The sequence below is a fragment of the Actinomycetota bacterium genome (assembly GCA_030650795.1).
GTDB lineage: Bacteria > Actinomycetota > Actinomycetes > S36-B12 > S36-B12 > UBA11398.
Map to the genome: position 1 here is coordinate 22,113 of JAUSDJ010000023.1, position 13,881 is coordinate 35,993.

Annotated in this window: 18 protein-coding genes, 1 tRNA gene and 1 riboswitch; of the genes, 11 read left to right on the forward strand and 8 right to left on the reverse strand. The window is 58.2% G+C overall.

Going from position 1 to position 13,881, the window contains the following annotated elements; all coding sequences use genetic code 11:
• Window positions 1-261: a MoaD/ThiS family protein gene (locus Q7L55_06525; protein ID MDO8732211.1), complete on the reverse strand. Its 261-nt coding sequence runs from the start codon at window positions 259-261 to the stop codon at window positions 1-3.
• A gap of 76 nt (window positions 262-337) precedes the next feature.
• Between Q7L55_06525 and Q7L55_06530 the strand changes: the two genes are divergently transcribed.
• The 5 genes from Q7L55_06530 to Q7L55_06550 all read left to right on the forward strand — a co-directional run bounded on the left by Q7L55_06530 (window position 338) and on the right by Q7L55_06550 (window position 3,838).
• Window positions 338-1,552 (forward strand): molybdopterin molybdotransferase MoeA, encoded by a 1,215-nt coding sequence (locus Q7L55_06530; protein ID MDO8732212.1) that lies wholly within the window; start codon window positions 338-340, stop codon window positions 1,550-1,552.
• Complete coding sequence (moaC, locus tag Q7L55_06535; protein ID MDO8732213.1) at window positions 1,549-2,025, forward strand: cyclic pyranopterin monophosphate synthase MoaC; 477 nt, start codon at window positions 1,549-1,551, stop codon at window positions 2,023-2,025. The genes Q7L55_06530 and moaC overlap by 4 nt, the downstream gene beginning before the upstream one ends.
• Entirely contained in the window at window positions 2,010-2,501 is a 492-nt protein-coding gene (locus Q7L55_06540) for a MogA/MoaB family molybdenum cofactor biosynthesis protein (protein ID MDO8732214.1), read from the forward strand. Before moaC ends, Q7L55_06540 begins: the two co-directional genes overlap by 16 nt.
• Before the next feature lie 277 nt (window positions 2,502-2,778).
• Window positions 2,779-3,228, forward strand: coding sequence for a Fur family transcriptional regulator (locus tag Q7L55_06545; protein MDO8732215.1), 450 nt, complete (start codon window positions 2,779-2,781; stop codon window positions 3,226-3,228).
• Window positions 3,229-3,301: 73 nt separating this feature from the next.
• A complete protein-coding gene (locus Q7L55_06550) occupies window positions 3,302-3,838 on the forward strand; it encodes a copper resistance protein CopC (GenBank protein ID MDO8732216.1) in 537 nt (178 codons plus the stop codon).
• On the opposite strand, the gene Q7L55_06555 is transcribed toward Q7L55_06550, so the two are convergent.
• The 3 genes from Q7L55_06555 to Q7L55_06565 all read right to left on the reverse strand — a co-directional run bounded on the left by Q7L55_06555 (window position 3,839) and on the right by Q7L55_06565 (window position 5,850).
• A complete protein-coding gene (locus Q7L55_06555) occupies window positions 3,839-4,114 on the reverse strand; it encodes a MoaD/ThiS family protein (GenBank protein ID MDO8732217.1) in 276 nt (91 codons plus the stop codon).
• Window positions 4,111-5,391, reverse strand: a complete 1,281-nt coding sequence (gene thrC / locus Q7L55_06560) for a threonine synthase (protein ID MDO8732218.1) — start codon at window positions 5,389-5,391, stop codon at window positions 4,111-4,113. The genes Q7L55_06555 and thrC overlap by 4 nt, the downstream gene beginning before the upstream one ends.
• Window positions 5,385-5,507: riboswitch (SAM riboswitch) on the reverse strand. It overlaps the preceding gene by 7 nt.
• Before the next feature lie 70 nt (window positions 5,508-5,577).
• Window positions 5,578-5,850, reverse strand: a complete 273-nt coding sequence (locus Q7L55_06565) for a DUF3618 domain-containing protein (GenBank protein ID MDO8732219.1) — start codon at window positions 5,848-5,850, stop codon at window positions 5,578-5,580.
• A gap of 111 nt (window positions 5,851-5,961) precedes the next feature.
• On the opposite strand from Q7L55_06565, the gene Q7L55_06570 reads away from it, so the two are divergent.
• The 6 genes from Q7L55_06570 to Q7L55_06595 all read left to right on the forward strand — a co-directional run bounded on the left by Q7L55_06570 (window position 5,962) and on the right by Q7L55_06595 (window position 10,787).
• Entirely contained in the window at window positions 5,962-6,963 is a 1,002-nt protein-coding gene (locus Q7L55_06570) for a metal ABC transporter substrate-binding protein (protein ID MDO8732220.1), read from the forward strand.
• Window positions 6,960-7,745, forward strand: a complete 786-nt coding sequence (locus Q7L55_06575; GenBank protein ID MDO8732221.1) for a metal ABC transporter ATP-binding protein — start codon at window positions 6,960-6,962, stop codon at window positions 7,743-7,745. Before Q7L55_06570 ends, Q7L55_06575 begins: the two co-directional genes overlap by 4 nt.
• The gene (locus Q7L55_06580) at window positions 7,746-8,624 is read left to right on the forward strand and encodes a metal ABC transporter permease (protein MDO8732222.1); all 879 of its coding nucleotides are present in this window, start codon (window positions 7,746-7,748) and stop codon (window positions 8,622-8,624) included. It begins immediately after the preceding gene.
• 48 nt (window positions 8,625-8,672) lie between these two features.
• Complete coding sequence (bcp, locus tag Q7L55_06585) at window positions 8,673-9,137, forward strand: thioredoxin-dependent thiol peroxidase (GenBank protein MDO8732223.1); 465 nt, start codon at window positions 8,673-8,675, stop codon at window positions 9,135-9,137.
• 24 nt (window positions 9,138-9,161) lie between these two features.
• Window positions 9,162-9,242 (forward strand) — tRNA-Leu (locus Q7L55_06590).
• A gap of 36 nt (window positions 9,243-9,278) precedes the next feature.
• Window positions 9,279-10,787: a GAF domain-containing protein gene (locus tag Q7L55_06595; protein ID MDO8732224.1), complete on the forward strand. Its 1,509-nt coding sequence runs from the start codon at window positions 9,279-9,281 to the stop codon at window positions 10,785-10,787.
• Between the two features lie 64 nt (window positions 10,788-10,851).
• Here the strand turns inward: Q7L55_06595 and Q7L55_06600 are convergent, their stop codons facing one another.
• The 4 genes from Q7L55_06600 to murI all read right to left on the reverse strand — a co-directional run bounded on the left by Q7L55_06600 (window position 10,852) and on the right by murI (window position 13,832).
• The gene (locus Q7L55_06600; GenBank protein ID MDO8732225.1) at window positions 10,852-11,526 is read right to left on the reverse strand and encodes a response regulator transcription factor; all 675 of its coding nucleotides are present in this window, start codon (window positions 11,524-11,526) and stop codon (window positions 10,852-10,854) included.
• Window positions 11,527-11,632: 106 nt separating this feature from the next.
• Entirely contained in the window at window positions 11,633-12,253 is a 621-nt protein-coding gene (gene rdgB / locus Q7L55_06605; protein MDO8732226.1) for an RdgB/HAM1 family non-canonical purine NTP pyrophosphatase, read from the reverse strand.
• Window positions 12,254-12,258: 5 nt separating this feature from the next.
• Window positions 12,259-12,996, reverse strand: a complete 738-nt coding sequence (rph, locus tag Q7L55_06610; GenBank protein ID MDO8732227.1) for a ribonuclease PH — start codon at window positions 12,994-12,996, stop codon at window positions 12,259-12,261.
• A 41-nt stretch (window positions 12,997-13,037) separates the two neighbouring features.
• Window positions 13,038-13,832, reverse strand: a complete 795-nt coding sequence (gene murI, locus Q7L55_06615) for a glutamate racemase (GenBank protein MDO8732228.1) — start codon at window positions 13,830-13,832, stop codon at window positions 13,038-13,040.
• Between the last annotated feature and the right edge of the window lie 49 nt (window positions 13,833-13,881).

Here is a 13,881-nt window from a genome sequence, read left to right on the forward strand (position 1 = left end):
TCAGCCGCCAGCAAAGGGTGGCAGCACGTCGAGCACAGCACCACGGCCAACACTTGCGAGATCGCCCCCTTGCGGGGGTTGCGCACCGTCAACGAGAAAGGAGCACGACGGCAGGATCGATGCGAGTGCTGAGAACTGAGATATCAACTCACGACTGATGCTGCCGATTGTGCCGGCCGCGACATCAATCTCAGCAATGCCTGCTGCTGCTTTCGCGGCGGCGAACAGCCGCACGTGGACTACTCCGCTCTTGTCGCTCACGAGATGCACGCTAGTCCTGCAGTCTGTGGCATTGCGAAAGTGCAGACCAAGTGCGCAGCACGACTACGCTGACCAAATGCGGAGTCCGCAGGAATATCTGGCCTCGCTCTTGGCAGGCATTGAGCCACTTCCGTCATCCGCGATTCCTCTCGCAACAGCCAATGGCTGCGTGCTTGCCGAAGACATTGCAGCGAGGTGGGCGTTGCCATCGTTCGCAAACTCCGCAATGGATGGCTACGCCGTTCAGGCGAAGGATGTCCTCACCGCGAGCGAAGAACAACCAGTTCGGTTGCAGGTGATCGAGGACATTCCCGCAGGATCATGGCCTAAGTCTGAGCTCACCAGCGGCACCGCTGCGCGCATCATGACCGGCGCTCCAATACCAACTGGTGCCGATGCCATCGTTCGCGTGGAACACACTGACGGCGGGATGCCAGTGGTCGAGGTCCGCTCACCAGCGGGCAGTCATATTCGAAGCATTGGCGAAGACATCGAGCCGGGTCAGGTGGTGCTGGCCAAGGCACAAGTGATGACTTCTCGCACGATCGCCCTAGCTGCAGCAGTTGGACGAGCAACAGTGCTCGTGCACCCCAATCCGAGAGTGGCGCTGCTTTCGACTGGAAGCGAGCTTGTAGAACCCGGCCAGCCCTTGCAGCCTGGTCAGATCAGCGACGTCAACGGCATCATGCTTGAACTCTGCCTCCGCGAGCTTGGCGCAACTGTCATTCGATCGACGATCATCGAAGATGACCCAGCAACTCTGGCCGAGGCACTTGCAACTGCCGCCGGCCAAGCGGACCTTGTCATCACCACCGGCGGAGTCAGCATGGGCGCATACGACACAGTCAAAGAGGTGCTCACCTCCCTTGGCACTGTGAATTTCGAACGCGTTGCGATGCAACCAGGCATGCCACAGGGATTCGGCTATATCGGATCGAAGGCAACACCGATCGTGACTTTGCCGGGCAATCCGGTGAGCGCACTCGTCTCTTTCGAAGTCTTCATTCGACCGCTCATTCGACTGCTCCAAGGTCACGGGCAACTGCCGTTCAGCAGCGGAACCGTGGTCAGCGGCGAAGCTTTTCCTTCACCAAAGGACAAGATGCAATTTGTGCGCGCACGTTTGGAGCAAGGCGACAAGATGACGGCTTGGCAGGTGGGCGCGCAAGGTTCGCATATTCTCGGCGGACTCGCGCAAGCCGACTGCCTCGTCATCGTGCCCGCCGAATGCACGCAGGTCCAAGCCGGTGACACACTTGAATTCATTGATCTGCGAAGGGAGACTCGTTGACATCGGAAAGACTCACGCACCTTGATGACGAAGGTCACGCGCGAATGGTCGACATCACTGAGAAATCAGTAGCAGTGCGGAAAGCCACTGCGACTGCGCGAGTCCGAATGGCCGAATCAACGATTGCACTCTTGCGCAATGGACGACTCCCAAAGGGTGACGCCCTGGCAGTGGCACGGGTAGCCGGAATCATGGCTGCCAAGCGCACACCTGAACTCATTCCTCTTTGCCATCCCATTGCCATTCATGGGGTCGAAGTTGAACTCTTCATCCGTGACGACACCGTCGACATCACTGCGACTGTTCGCACTGCCGACCGAACCGGAGTTGAGATGGAGGCCCTCACCGCTGCCAGCATTTCAGCGCTCACGATCATCGACATGATCAAAGGCGTCGATCGCCTTGCGTTTGTTGAGGCGCTGCAGGTGGAATCCAAGGAGGGCGGGCGTTCCGGCACTTGGGTACGCCCGTGACGCGCGCGCTTGCCATCACCGTTTCCACGCGAGCGGCCCAAGGAGTGCGTACGGATCTCTCTGGCCTCGCACTGGTCGCAGGCTTGCGCGCAATGAACTTCGAAGTGGACGGTCCTGTGGTGGTCAGCGACGGTCCACCAGTAGAAGAAGCATTGCTTGCAGGTGTCGCGAAGACCTACGACCTGATTATCACCACCGGCGGAACTGGGTTGACTCCGACGGATGCCACTCCTGAGGCAACATCTCGAGTCATTGAAAGCCAAGTACCGGGGATTCCGGAGGCACTTCGAGCCGACGGTCTGCGCAGGGGTATCCCGACCGCCATGCTCTCGCGGGGAATAGCGGGCACGGTTGGCGCCACACTGGTCATCAACCTGCCCGGTTCGCCAGGCGCAGTGCGGGACGCACTTGAGGTGCTCCAGCCGATCCTGGCGCATGCGGTCGATCAGCTCGGCGGCGCAGACCACAGCAGCTAGCCAGCGGTGGGGATCTGCGAGCACTGAACGCGGCGCGAATTGTGCCCAGAGCGGATTGCTCGCATTTGCGAATCCATCTCAATTAGAATTGCCCCATGATGTGTGGATTCCGACTGCCAGCGGTTCGCGGTGACTGTCCGCCCGGTCACGCCGCTCAGGCCTAGCCCGAGCAACCGCCAGCATCATCGCGCTCACCCTCGCAAGGCTAAGGCGCACCGTGGGCTAGTCCCACCGCCATACATCCACCGCAATATTCTTGTTTGAAAGGCTGCCTCACATGAACTGGGGAGAGCAACTTCGCGAGCACGACATCCGCATCACCCCGCAACGACAACTCGTAATTGAGACGGTCGAGCGGCTCCATCACTCCACCTCGGAAGAGATTCTGTCGGAGGTCAACAAGTCCTTCCAGGGCGTGAACCTCTCCACTATCTACCGAGCGCTGGAAGTTCTTGAGGATGCTGGCCTCGTCGCACACACACACCTTGGCCACGGAGCACCCAGTTACTACATCGTCAACGGCTCAGAGCACATCCACCTTGTGTGCAATATCTGCAGTCAATCAGAGTGCATCGGTGAAGGCGTCGCCAACGAGTTGCGCGTCCAGGTGCATGCGCAGCATGGCTTCGATGTCGACATGGGACACCTGTCGATTCATGGCACTTGCCGCAGCTGCACTGAGCTCGCCCAGTTCCTGGAGCCTGCTCAGATTGCGGTCGGCCACTAGCTCGGCTGGAGTTCTACTGCCCTGGTAACCAAGGCGAGACAACAAAAGCCCTTCGTGAACGGATCTCATGAATGTGAAGAAGCACGGAATATTTGCACGCCTCGCAGGTTTCACTGCCATCATCGCGCTGTCAGTTCTCGGAATACTTGGGTTTGGTGCAGCGAGCGCTCAAGCACATACAGAACTCATCTCATCAACGCCCGCCAATGGAGCGGTTCTCGATGCCGCGCCGGCGTCGGTCACATTTTTCTTTGAGGAAGCACTGATCCCAGATTTGGATACAGTTTCCATCAATGATGAAAAGGGCCTGAATATCTCAAGCCAGAAAGTCACGCCCACCGGCGACCAACTCAGCATTCCGTGGCCTGTGGGCCTTCCAGCCGGCAAATACCAGGTTGCCTACCGCGTGGTCTCAGAAGACGGCCATCCAGTGAACAACTCGATCACATTCGAGTATGGAGGCGCAGTCCCTGTGCCAACAGCCTCTCCAGCACTCGTCAGCAACACTGACGTGGAGTCTTCTGCAGCGGTGCTACTGATCGTGGCCGGAGTTGGTTTGCTTGCAATCTCCATTGCCGTGATCTACGTGCTGATGAAGCGCAGGGGCTGATCAGCCTCCGGCAACAGCGGGGATGATCGAGATGTGCGCGCCGTCAGCGGTAGGTGATGCCAGGCCATCGATGAAGCGGACATCGTCATCGTTGATGTAGACGTTCACAAAGCGACGAAGTTGGCCGTTGTCATCTAGCACACGCGTTGCGATGCCGGGAAACTGGACTTCAAGGCTGGTGATGACCTCTTGCAAGGTCGTGCCATCGGCGGTCACCTCGGCTGCCCCCGCGGTGTAGGTGCGCAAGATGGTGGGGATGCGGACTGTGGCACTCATTTGATGACCTCCGTGTAAGCAGCTTCAAATTCGTCGTATGACGGGGAAACGGTGATAGTCGGACCGCTGGTTGGTGCGACGGCGTCGAGGGTTTTGAGGCCATCGCCCGTGTTGAGCAGCACGACTTCTGCCGCCGGATCGATCAAGCCTTCGCGCAACAACTTGCGGTAGGTGCCAACGACGACTCCACCGGCGGTTTCAGCGAAAATGCCTTCAGTTTCGGCGAACAACTTGATGCCCTCGACGATCTCGTCATCAGTGACGTCAGCAATCGCACCCTTGGTTCTACGTACGACATCCAGCGCGTACGGACCGTCTGCTGGATTGCCGATAGCAAGTGATTTCGCGATGGTGTCGGGTTTTACGGGCTTGACGAAATCTTGACCTGCCTGGAAGGCCTGCGAAACCGGTGAGCATCCAGTTGCCTGGGCACCAAAGATCTGAGTCGGATGATCAGCTACCAGTCCAAGTTCAACGAACTCACGAAATGACTTGTCGACCTTGGTCAGCAAGGAGCCCGATGCAATGGGAGACACGATCGCGTCAGGAAGTCGCCATCCGAGTTGCTCAGCGATTTCGTAGCCAACGGTCTTGCTGCCTTCTGCGTAGTAGGGCCGAAGGTTGACATTGACGAAACCCCAGTCGCGCGCTGCGGCCACCTCGGTGCACAAACGATTGACATCGTCGTAGTTGCCTCCGATGGCAACGAGTACACCGCCATACACGGCGGTCGTGACAATCTTGCCCGCCTCAAGATTGGAGGGGACGAACACCACTGACTTCAATCCGGCACGTGCAGCAGCTGCAGCAACTGCGTTTGCAAGATTTCCGGTCGAGGCGCAAGCAATGGTTTCAAAACCAAGGCGGCGCGCATTTTCCAAGGCAACAGCAACCACGCGGTCTTTGAATGAATGAGTGGGATTGCCGGAGTCATCCTTGACCCACACTGCCTTGGCACCAAGGGCAGCCGCAAGATTGTCAGCACGCACAAGTTTGGTGAACCCTGGTTGCAGGCCTGGTCGATGGCCGGCTCCGGGAACCACAGGAAGCAGTGCTTCATAACGCCACATTGAGAGAGGACCCGCTTCGATCTCCTCGCGGGTGATGCTTCTTGGCTGGTAAGCCACTTCCAAGGGACCAAAACACTCAAAGCAGGCGTAACTGGCGTCAAGTGGGTACAGCGCACCACACTCGCGGCACTTCAAGGCATGAGCGGAGCCGAGTTCTGGGTCGGTACCCAATGTTGCTGTCATCTTTGCGAGGCCTCTCTGGCTCATCTGTCCTGGTGTACAGGTCGGAGTTGGCACCGAACTTTGAAGGCCTCGCGAGCGAGATTTCAAATAGGTTGCCGGGGCTTCAACGGGCCGTATCCCTCTGCCCCTCTGGATGAGGTATTTAGTTGTGGGGAGAACTTTAGCCGGTGGGACCTGTCACACCAAATGGGGGTGAGCCCACAATTGCGCTTACTTGGAGCGCCGAATGCGTCCGAGCACCTTGAGTGCCACGACACTGGCCAAAGTGCCGGCGACGGCTGCAACCCTCTTGGGGCGGACGCTTCCATCCTCGTCGACGAAGGCCCCGGCGACCACACCGAGCCCGCGCTTGGCCATGGCAGCGGGCGTGAGCTCACTCTTGAGTTCCTCGATAGAAGACAGCAGGTCAAGACGCGCTTCGGCTATGTCAGCAATCAAGGCAAGCAGAACCGGATCACTGGTCTCAACGGAATCAATGGCCACATTCCCCAGCCTACGCTGCCCAGCGAGGAGGCTTTCAACAGTCAGTTATTCGACAGCGGAAGTACCTGCAAATACTTTGCTATTAGCAAAGACCGCTATTAGAGTGCCAGAATGCGCCGATGCCTCACCAAGGTGGCCCTCCTTGGCTCAGTTGCCGTCGTGCTCTCGGCTTGCTCTTCAAGCACAGATGCGCCCACGGCTTCAGACAAGCTGTTGGTCGCCACCACGGTTTCGCCGATCACGTCGATTGCATCAAGCATCGGCGGAGACAAAGTCTCAGTCGAGGGAATCGTTCCTGAGGGAACCAACAGCCATACCTATGAGCCCGCCCCGCAGGTAGCCGAACTTCTGAGCAAGGCGGACGTCATCTTTGTCAATGGACTCAAACTTGAAGATCCAACGGCAGAATTGGCTCGAGAGAATATGAAGCAGGGTGCAGATCTCATCGAAATCGGTTCTGCGACTCTGCCCGAATCGGAGTACATCTACGACTACTCCTTTCCCAAGAATGAAGGAAAGCCCAATCCACATTTGTGGACCGACCCGCTGTTCGCAAACAAGTACGCGGCCGTTATTCGAGATGAGCTCACCAAGCGCGATCCGAAAAACGCCGCCTACTACGAGGCCAACTACAAGGAATTCGACACACAGGCCACTGCCTTGGCTGACGCCCTGCGCGCAGATCAAAAGACCGTGCCTGCGGGCAAGCTCAAACTCCTGACGTACCACGACGCCTACGCCTACTTCGCGAAGGATTTCGGTTGGACAATCATTGGAGCAGTGCAACCAAAGAACTTCTCTGACCCAACTCCTGCAGAAGTAGCCGACCTGATCGAACAGGTCAAGAGGCAGAAAGTGCCGGCGATCTTTGGCTCAGAAGTGTTCCCGTCGTCAGTGCTCGAAGAGATCGGTCGCGCTACCGGCGCGCGCTACGAGGAATCCCTACGCGACGACGATCTTCCTGGCACTCCCGGCGAGGCTGACCATTCCTGGATCGGACTCATGAAGTATGACTACATGACCATGATCAAGGGCTTGGGCGGCACAACAACGAATCTTGATGCCCTCAACACCGTTCCATCAACTCCAGACACAGCCGTATACCCGCAGTGACAGGAATTGGTGAGGGTCCCGAACTCATCCAGCTCGACGGAGTCGACGCCGGCTATACGCACCACCCCGTTCTGAGCGATGTGAACTTCCACGTTCACGAGGACCAATTCACCGGAATCGTCGGGCCATCGGGAGCAGGCAAGACAACGCTCCTGCGACTACTCCTAGGGACCTTGAAGCCGATGAAAGGCCGCATAAGCCAGTCCGAGGGATTGCGGATGGCCTATGTGCCGCAATTGGAAACGGTGAGCTGGAACTTTCCCGTCACGGTGCGTGAATGCGTGTTGATGTCCCGTAAATCCGCCAATCAACTGCCCTGGGCAAGTATGCCGGAAAAGGCTCAAGTCAGCGCAGTGCTTGAACGGCTGGGCATCGGTGAGCTCGCTGATCGGCACATTCGCGAACTCTCAGGTGGCCAGCAGCAACGAATGTTTCTAGCTCGCGCACTCTTGCGGCAGCCACAGATCATGTTGCTGGACGAGCCAACAAGTGGGGTCGACGTCTCAACCAGACACGACGTTCTGCATCTGCTCGCGGACTTGCACGAGGAGGGCGTTGCCATTGTGCTGACCACTCACGATCTCAACGGCATCGCCGCTCATCTGCCCCACTTAGTTTGTGTGAACAAGCGAATCGTCGCATCGGGGACACCCAATGACGTGATGACTCCCGACGTGCTTGAACAGACTTTTGGTGCACGCATGGAAGTACTTGAGCACCTCGGCATGCGCATCGTTGTCGAAGAGGGTCCGCACATCGGTGCAATCGAAGGTTCGGTCTAAATGCATACTCTCTTAGAACCACTCCAATACGCGTTCTTTCAAAAGGGTCTGCTCGTCGCGGGCCTGTCAGGTGCATTGCTCGGCTTCATCGGCGTCTACATCGTGCTGCGCGGAATGAGTTACATCGGTCACGGCCTGTCCCACTCAATCTTCGGTGGATTTGCCGCCGCTCAGCTGTTTGCCGCGAACTTCTACATCCTCGGTGCTGGTCTGTGGGGCATCGCGTCGGCTCTGGCGATCACTGCAGTCACCAAGCGAAGCCGGCTCGGGGCGGATGCGGCAATCGGCGTGATCACCACAGCATCCTTTGCTCTCGGCGTTGCCCTGTTCGCTAAATTTGGCACGAGTGGACCATCGTTTGAGAACGCGCTCTTTGGCAGCATTCTTGGTATCAGTGCGCAACAGATATATGGGCTGATCGGCGTCTGCATTCTGACCGGAGCATTCGTTTTTCTGCGATATCGCGCGCTGCTGTTCAGCACCTTCGACCCTGAAGTAGCCGCGGTCTCCGGTGTGAACGTCTCCAGGATCGAAGCGATGCTCATGATCGTGCTCTCGCTAGCAATCCTGGCGACCCTGACCATCATCGGCGTCACCCTTGTCGCGGCAATGCTGGTCATTCCTGCCGTCATCGCGCGCATGCTCACCGATTCGTTTGGCCGCATGCTGACGTACAGCACGGTGATCGGGCTTGTATGCGGACTAGTCGGCATGTACCTCAGCTACTACGCAGGAGTTCCGTCAGGCACGATGATCGTGCTCGTTGGCGCAGCACTCTTCATCGTCGTGCTCGCAATCACAGGTACGCGCGGTCTTCGTCGCTCCGCTGGGCTTGATGCCCACACGGGCGCAAGCGCACTTGCGCCAGTCGTCCGCTAAATGGCGCTTGGAGCAGCCATCGCAGCAAGAGCGCAATACAGTTCAACCATGGCTCTGGCACCCAAGGACACAGCACCCGCGTTCGCCCTCAAAGACGACCAGGGCGAGACAGTTCGCCTGTCTCAATTCAAGGGCAAGCGAGTCGTGCTGTATTTCTACCCCGCAGCAATGACGCCTGGCTGCACAAAGCAGGCCTGCGACTTCACCGAGAATCTCAAAGTCTTCGACAAGAGTGACTACGTCGTGATCGGCATATCGCCCGACAAGCCAGAGAAGCTCGCCAAGTTCCGTGAACGTGACGACCTCAAGATCATTCTGCTGTCTGATCCCGACAGGGAAGTGCTCACGAAGTATGGAGCGTTCGGCGAGAAGAAGCTCTACGGAAAGACTGTCGTTGGCGTCATTCGATCGACTTTCATCATCAGCCCGACCGGCAAGATCGAACACGCGCTGTACAACGTGAAGGCCACTGGTCATGTCGCCAAGTTGATGCGCGATCTGAAACTCAGCTAGCCAGATCTAGACTTGCATTTCCACGCGGGAGTGGTGGAATGGCAGACACGCAGGTCTTAGGAACCTGTGTCTTCGGACGTGCGGGTTCAAGTCCCGCCTCCCGCACAAATCCTTGACATCCGAGGGGCGAAGGAGCGCGCGATGGACAGTTCTCCCACTCACCAACTCCCAAGCGAACTCATCGACGCCATCATCTCTGTGGGCAGCGAGTCGAACCTCGATGCGGTCTTGCGGCAGATCGTCAATGCCGCAACCAAACTCGTCAACGCCGAGTACGGCGCCTTGGGCGTCCTATCCTCCCCCACCTCGCATCGGCTGGTTAAGTTCATCACGGTGGGCATGACGGAAGATGAGATTGCCACCGTGGGCCAATTTCCGAGCGGACAAGGGGTGCTGGGTTTGCTCATTCAAGAGCCCTTCCCGCTGCGTCTATCCGATCTCACGGCCAGCGATGACTCATTCGGATTCCCGCCAAACCATCCACTCATGCGGACATTTCTCGGCGTCCCGATCCGAGTGCGCGATGAAGTGTTCGGAAATCTCTACTTGACCGAAAAGCGCGGCGGGGTGTTCAACGAGGATGACGAGCGAGTGGTCGTAGCACTTGCCGCAGCGGCTGGCATGGCCATTGCCAATGCTCGCCTGCACGAGGCCGGAAGTTTGCGAGAGCGATGGCTTGCTGCAGCAGCCGACATGACGACCGAGTTGCTGTCGCCGCAAACTCAAGGTTCCGACCGAGAGATCATTGGCTCACATCTTCGAGCTGTGGCACCGAATTCGCAGACATTCGCCATCCTCACAGGTGAGGACATGCTGGTCAGCAACGACGGCAACCGCGTGGGAAGCAGCCCTGCCGTAGCCCTAGCCGAGATCTCCCGCGACGGTGCCCCAGATGTCGTCATAGGAATCGTGCTTTCGTCTGAAAGCACCGAAGAGGACATCGCAACGATGACGGCGCTGCTTCATCGATTTGCCGATCAGGCGACTCTTGCGCTTCGCGTTGCTGAAGCCAGGAGTAGTGCGGAGCGAATCGCGCTTTCGGAGGATCGCGACAGAATCGCTCGCGACTTGCATGACTTGGTCATCCAGCGATTGTTCGCATCCGGCATGGCTCTTGAGTCCTCGACCCGGCTTGTTGACAGCCCTATCGCCTCTGAACGCATTCATCGCGTGGTCGATGAACTGGACACCACCATTCGAGAGATTCGTACAGCGATCTATTCCCTTCAGAACTATTCCCAGGAAGGCAACCGACCATCAGGTCTGCGGTCACGAACTTTGGAAGTCGCTCAGGCAGCTGCTGAATCGCTCGGAGCAATGCCCACCGTGCAGTTCGAAGGCCCAGTCGACGCCGTTGTGTCAGCCCATGTGACTGCTCAAGTCGAAGCGGTTCTAGTCGAGGGCTTGTCCAATGTCGCGCGTCATGCCGCCGCCAGTCGGGTCCAAGTCACAATCGCCGCAACCACAGATGAACTGCAAGTGGTGATTGTCGACAACGGCGTCGGCATTCCTACTACTGCACGCCGGAGTGGGCTGGCAAATCTTTCCGCGCGAGCCGCTGCTCTGGGCGGTACGTGCCTGATTGTCAATCCAGACGAGGGCGGCACGCGTCTGCTCTGGTGCGTGCCCCTGAGAGCAATGGAGCAATAGCCAGCCAGTCCCGAGGCTTCACCTCAGGCTGGGCTCCACTGCGAATCCACGACTGCTGCGCCTGTCACTGGCCGCCGCGTCGCATTTCTGTCGCGAGCACTGCAACTTGAGTTCGACGCTCCATGCCCAGTTTTGCTAGCAGCCCCGAGACATAATTCTTCACGGTCTTCTCGGCAAGAAAGAGTCGCTCACCGATCTGTCTGTTCGTAAGCCCCTCACCGATAAGCGCAAGGATCTCCTTTTCCCGCTCAGTGAGTCGCCCCATCGGACCAGCCGACTCGGTCTTCTGCCGCATGCTCTCCAGGATGCTGGTCGTAGTGCGCGGGTCAAGGAGTGTTTCCCCGCCAGCAACGGTACGAACAGCGGAGACAAGATCGGTACCTCGAATCTGCTTCAGCACATAGCCTGAGGCGCCCGCCATGATCGCATCCAGCATGGCTTCGTCGTCGGCAAAGGATGTCAGCATCAAACATTGCAGCGTTGGCATCCGTGAGCGAAGTTCTCGGCAAACCGTCACTCCATTGCCGTCTGGCAGTCTCACGTCCAGCACCGCCACATCAGGGCTGAGTGCGGGCACGCGCCTGAGCGCCTGTTCGGCGCTCGATGCCTCGCCGACTACTTCAATATCAGCCTCTGCTTCAAGCAAATCGCGGACGCCTCGACGCACGATCTCGTGATCGTCAAGCAAGAAGACGCGAATGGGCTGCGCTTCGGGTGCCTCTTGACTCGCGGTTTCCATGCTTACCCCTTCCGCGATTGGGTCATCAGCCCATCATGCAGCAAAGTCGTCCCCACGCATCAGTGACCAAAGTCCCTTCCATACCCCGCTGAGCATGCGGATCGATCTAGGACCGAACGACATTTGGCAGTAATTCGGCCAGCACCGGAGCGATCGCGCGCAATGCTCGACCACGATGGCTGATCGCGTCCTTGTCTTCAGCGCTCATCTCTGCAGTCGTGATCACCCAGCCGTTTGGAACGAAGATCGGGTCATAGCCAAATCCATTGGTTCCGCGAGGCGCACCGATGAGCCTGCCTTCAACGATGCCCTCGACAATCCGCTCATCGCCTTGCGGTGTCGCAATGGCCACCGCGCAATGGAAGGCAGCACCGCGTCGATTGGCCGGCACGTGATCCAGTTGGGCAATGAGCAGCTTGAGGTTTTCAGCATCATGACCGTGAGTTCCTGCCCAGCGCGCTGAGTAGATGCCGGGCAGGCCATTCAATGCATCGACGCAGAGCCCCGAATCATCACCAATGGCAGGAAGCCCGGTGTATTCGCAGACCTCCCGAGCCTTCAGCAGCGCGTTGGCGGCAAAGCTGGAGCCAATCTCGTCAACGTCAGGAAGATCGGGATATTCATCTGTTCCCACGAGTTCAATATCCAGCCCAAGCTCTATCAGGATGCGGCGCATCTCAACGATCTTGTGCGTGTTTCTACTCGCGAGCACTAACTGAACTGACATGAGGGCTAAAGGTTCGTTGCCAGTGCAGCGTGCTGCAAGACTGTGAGGTCCTTGCACCCATTGCTTGCAAGAGTCAGCAGTTGATCAAGAAGGGCGCGGTCGAAGGGCTCACCCTCGGCGGTGCCTTGGACCTCGACGAAACGCCCGTCACCGGTCATCACAATGTTCATGTCGGTCTCTGCTCGCACATCGTCGTCATAGTGAAGATCCAAGCGGGGCATGCCATCGATGATGCCGACACTCACTGCAGCAACTGAGTCAATCATCGGATCAGCCTTGAGGTGACCCTTCTCGATCGCCCAATTGATCGAGTCGACCAAGGCCACATAAGCGCCGGTGATTGCGGCAGTTCGCGTGCCACCATCGGCCTGCAGGACATCGCAGTCGATCAGGATGGTGTTCTCACCAAGCTTTGACATGTCGACGACTGCGCGAATGCTGCGCCCGATCAGCCGAGAGATCTCCTGGGTGCGTCCACCAAGCTTGCCCTTCACCGATTCTCGATCATTTCGCTCATTTGTTGCGCGCGGCAGCATTGCGTATTCGGCAGTTACCCAGCCCTTGCCGCTGCCCTTGAGCCAGCGAGGCACCCCCGGCGAGAACGAGGCGGTACACAGCACTTTGGTGCGACCAAAGGAAATCAGAGTCGAGCCCTCGGCCTGCTCCGACCAGCCACGCTCAAATGAGATCGGTCGAAGTTGATCATCGGCGCGGCCATCTGAGCGGGGAGTTACAGAAGTCATGGGACGGAACTCTATGCCTCCCATTGACGAAGGCACTGGCGCTAGCCGAAGTGGCCGACTGAGCCGATCTCAGGGCCGAGGAATCGTCGGCCCAGTCGCTCGAAGTCGCTTGGATCTCCGGTCGCCACGAAACTGTGGAGCGGTTCCTCCAGCTCGGGATCGCGTACCAAATCGTGAGCCACGAGAGTGCGATACACATCCTTGGCTGTCTCTTCAGCACTGGACACCAAGGTGACCGACTCTCCCATCACAAATGACAGCGCGCCCGTGAGCAGTGGGTAGTGAGTGCAACCAAGAACGAGAGTGTCGACATCTGCTTCATGCAATGGGTCCAGATATGCATGTGCCACTTCGAGAAGATGCGTACCTGACGTCACACCTGCTTCAACGAACTCAACGAACGCTGGGCAAGCTGCGGAAACAATATGCAACTGAGGGGCTGCTGCGAAGGCATCTTCATACGCACGAGAGGTAATCGTCATCTCAGTGCCGATGACACCGATGCGCCCATTGCGTGTTGCCGCAACGGCCCTGCGCACTGCGGGGTGCACAACCTCAACGACAGGCACCTCGTAGCGTTCGCGCGCATCGCGAAGGGTTGCAGCACTCGCCGAGTTGCACGCAATCACGAGCAACTTGACGCCATCGTCAACAAGGCGATCCATGATCTCGAGGGCGAACTGCCGAACCTCTGCGATTGGGCGAGGCCCATATGGCCCTCGCTCCGTGTCACCGACATACAAGATCGGTTCATGGGGCAGTTGATCAAGGATCGCGCGAGCGACCGTGAGGCCCCCGACTCCTGAGTCGACGATGCCAATAGGAGCGTCAGCCATAACCTGACAAGACTACGGCCAAGATCCAAGGGATCCACGAAGTGTTCCC

Coding starts and splice junctions, on each gene's coding strand:
- Q7L55_06530 (MDO8732212.1), top strand. CDS start 338: ATGCGGAGTCCGCAGGAATATCTGGCCTCGCTCTTGGCAGGCATTGAG.
- Q7L55_06545 (MDO8732215.1), top strand. CDS start 2,779: ATGAACTGGGGAGAGCAACTTCGCGAGCACGACATCCGCATCACCCCG.
- Q7L55_06555 (MDO8732217.1), bottom strand. CDS start 4,114: ATGAGTGCCACAGTCCGCATCCCCACCATCTTGCGCACCTACACCGCG.
- thrC (MDO8732218.1), bottom strand. CDS start 5,391: ATGAGCCAGAGAGGCCTCGCAAAGATGACAGCAACATTGGGTACCGAC.
- Q7L55_06570 (MDO8732220.1), top strand. CDS start 5,962: ATGCGCCGATGCCTCACCAAGGTGGCCCTCCTTGGCTCAGTTGCCGTC.
- Q7L55_06580 (MDO8732222.1), top strand. CDS start 7,746: ATGCATACTCTCTTAGAACCACTCCAATACGCGTTCTTTCAAAAGGGT.
- bcp (MDO8732223.1), top strand. CDS start 8,673: ATGGCTCTGGCACCCAAGGACACAGCACCCGCGTTCGCCCTCAAAGAC.
- Q7L55_06595 (MDO8732224.1), top strand. CDS start 9,279: ATGGACAGTTCTCCCACTCACCAACTCCCAAGCGAACTCATCGACGCC.
- Q7L55_06600 (MDO8732225.1), bottom strand. CDS start 11,526: ATGGAAACCGCGAGTCAAGAGGCACCCGAAGCGCAGCCCATTCGCGTC.
- rdgB (MDO8732226.1), bottom strand. CDS start 12,253: ATGTCAGTTCAGTTAGTGCTCGCGAGTAGAAACACGCACAAGATCGTT.
- rph (MDO8732227.1), bottom strand. CDS start 12,996: ATGACTTCTGTAACTCCCCGCTCAGATGGCCGCGCCGATGATCAACTT.
- murI (MDO8732228.1), bottom strand. CDS start 13,832: ATGGCTGACGCTCCTATTGGCATCGTCGACTCAGGAGTCGGGGGCCTC.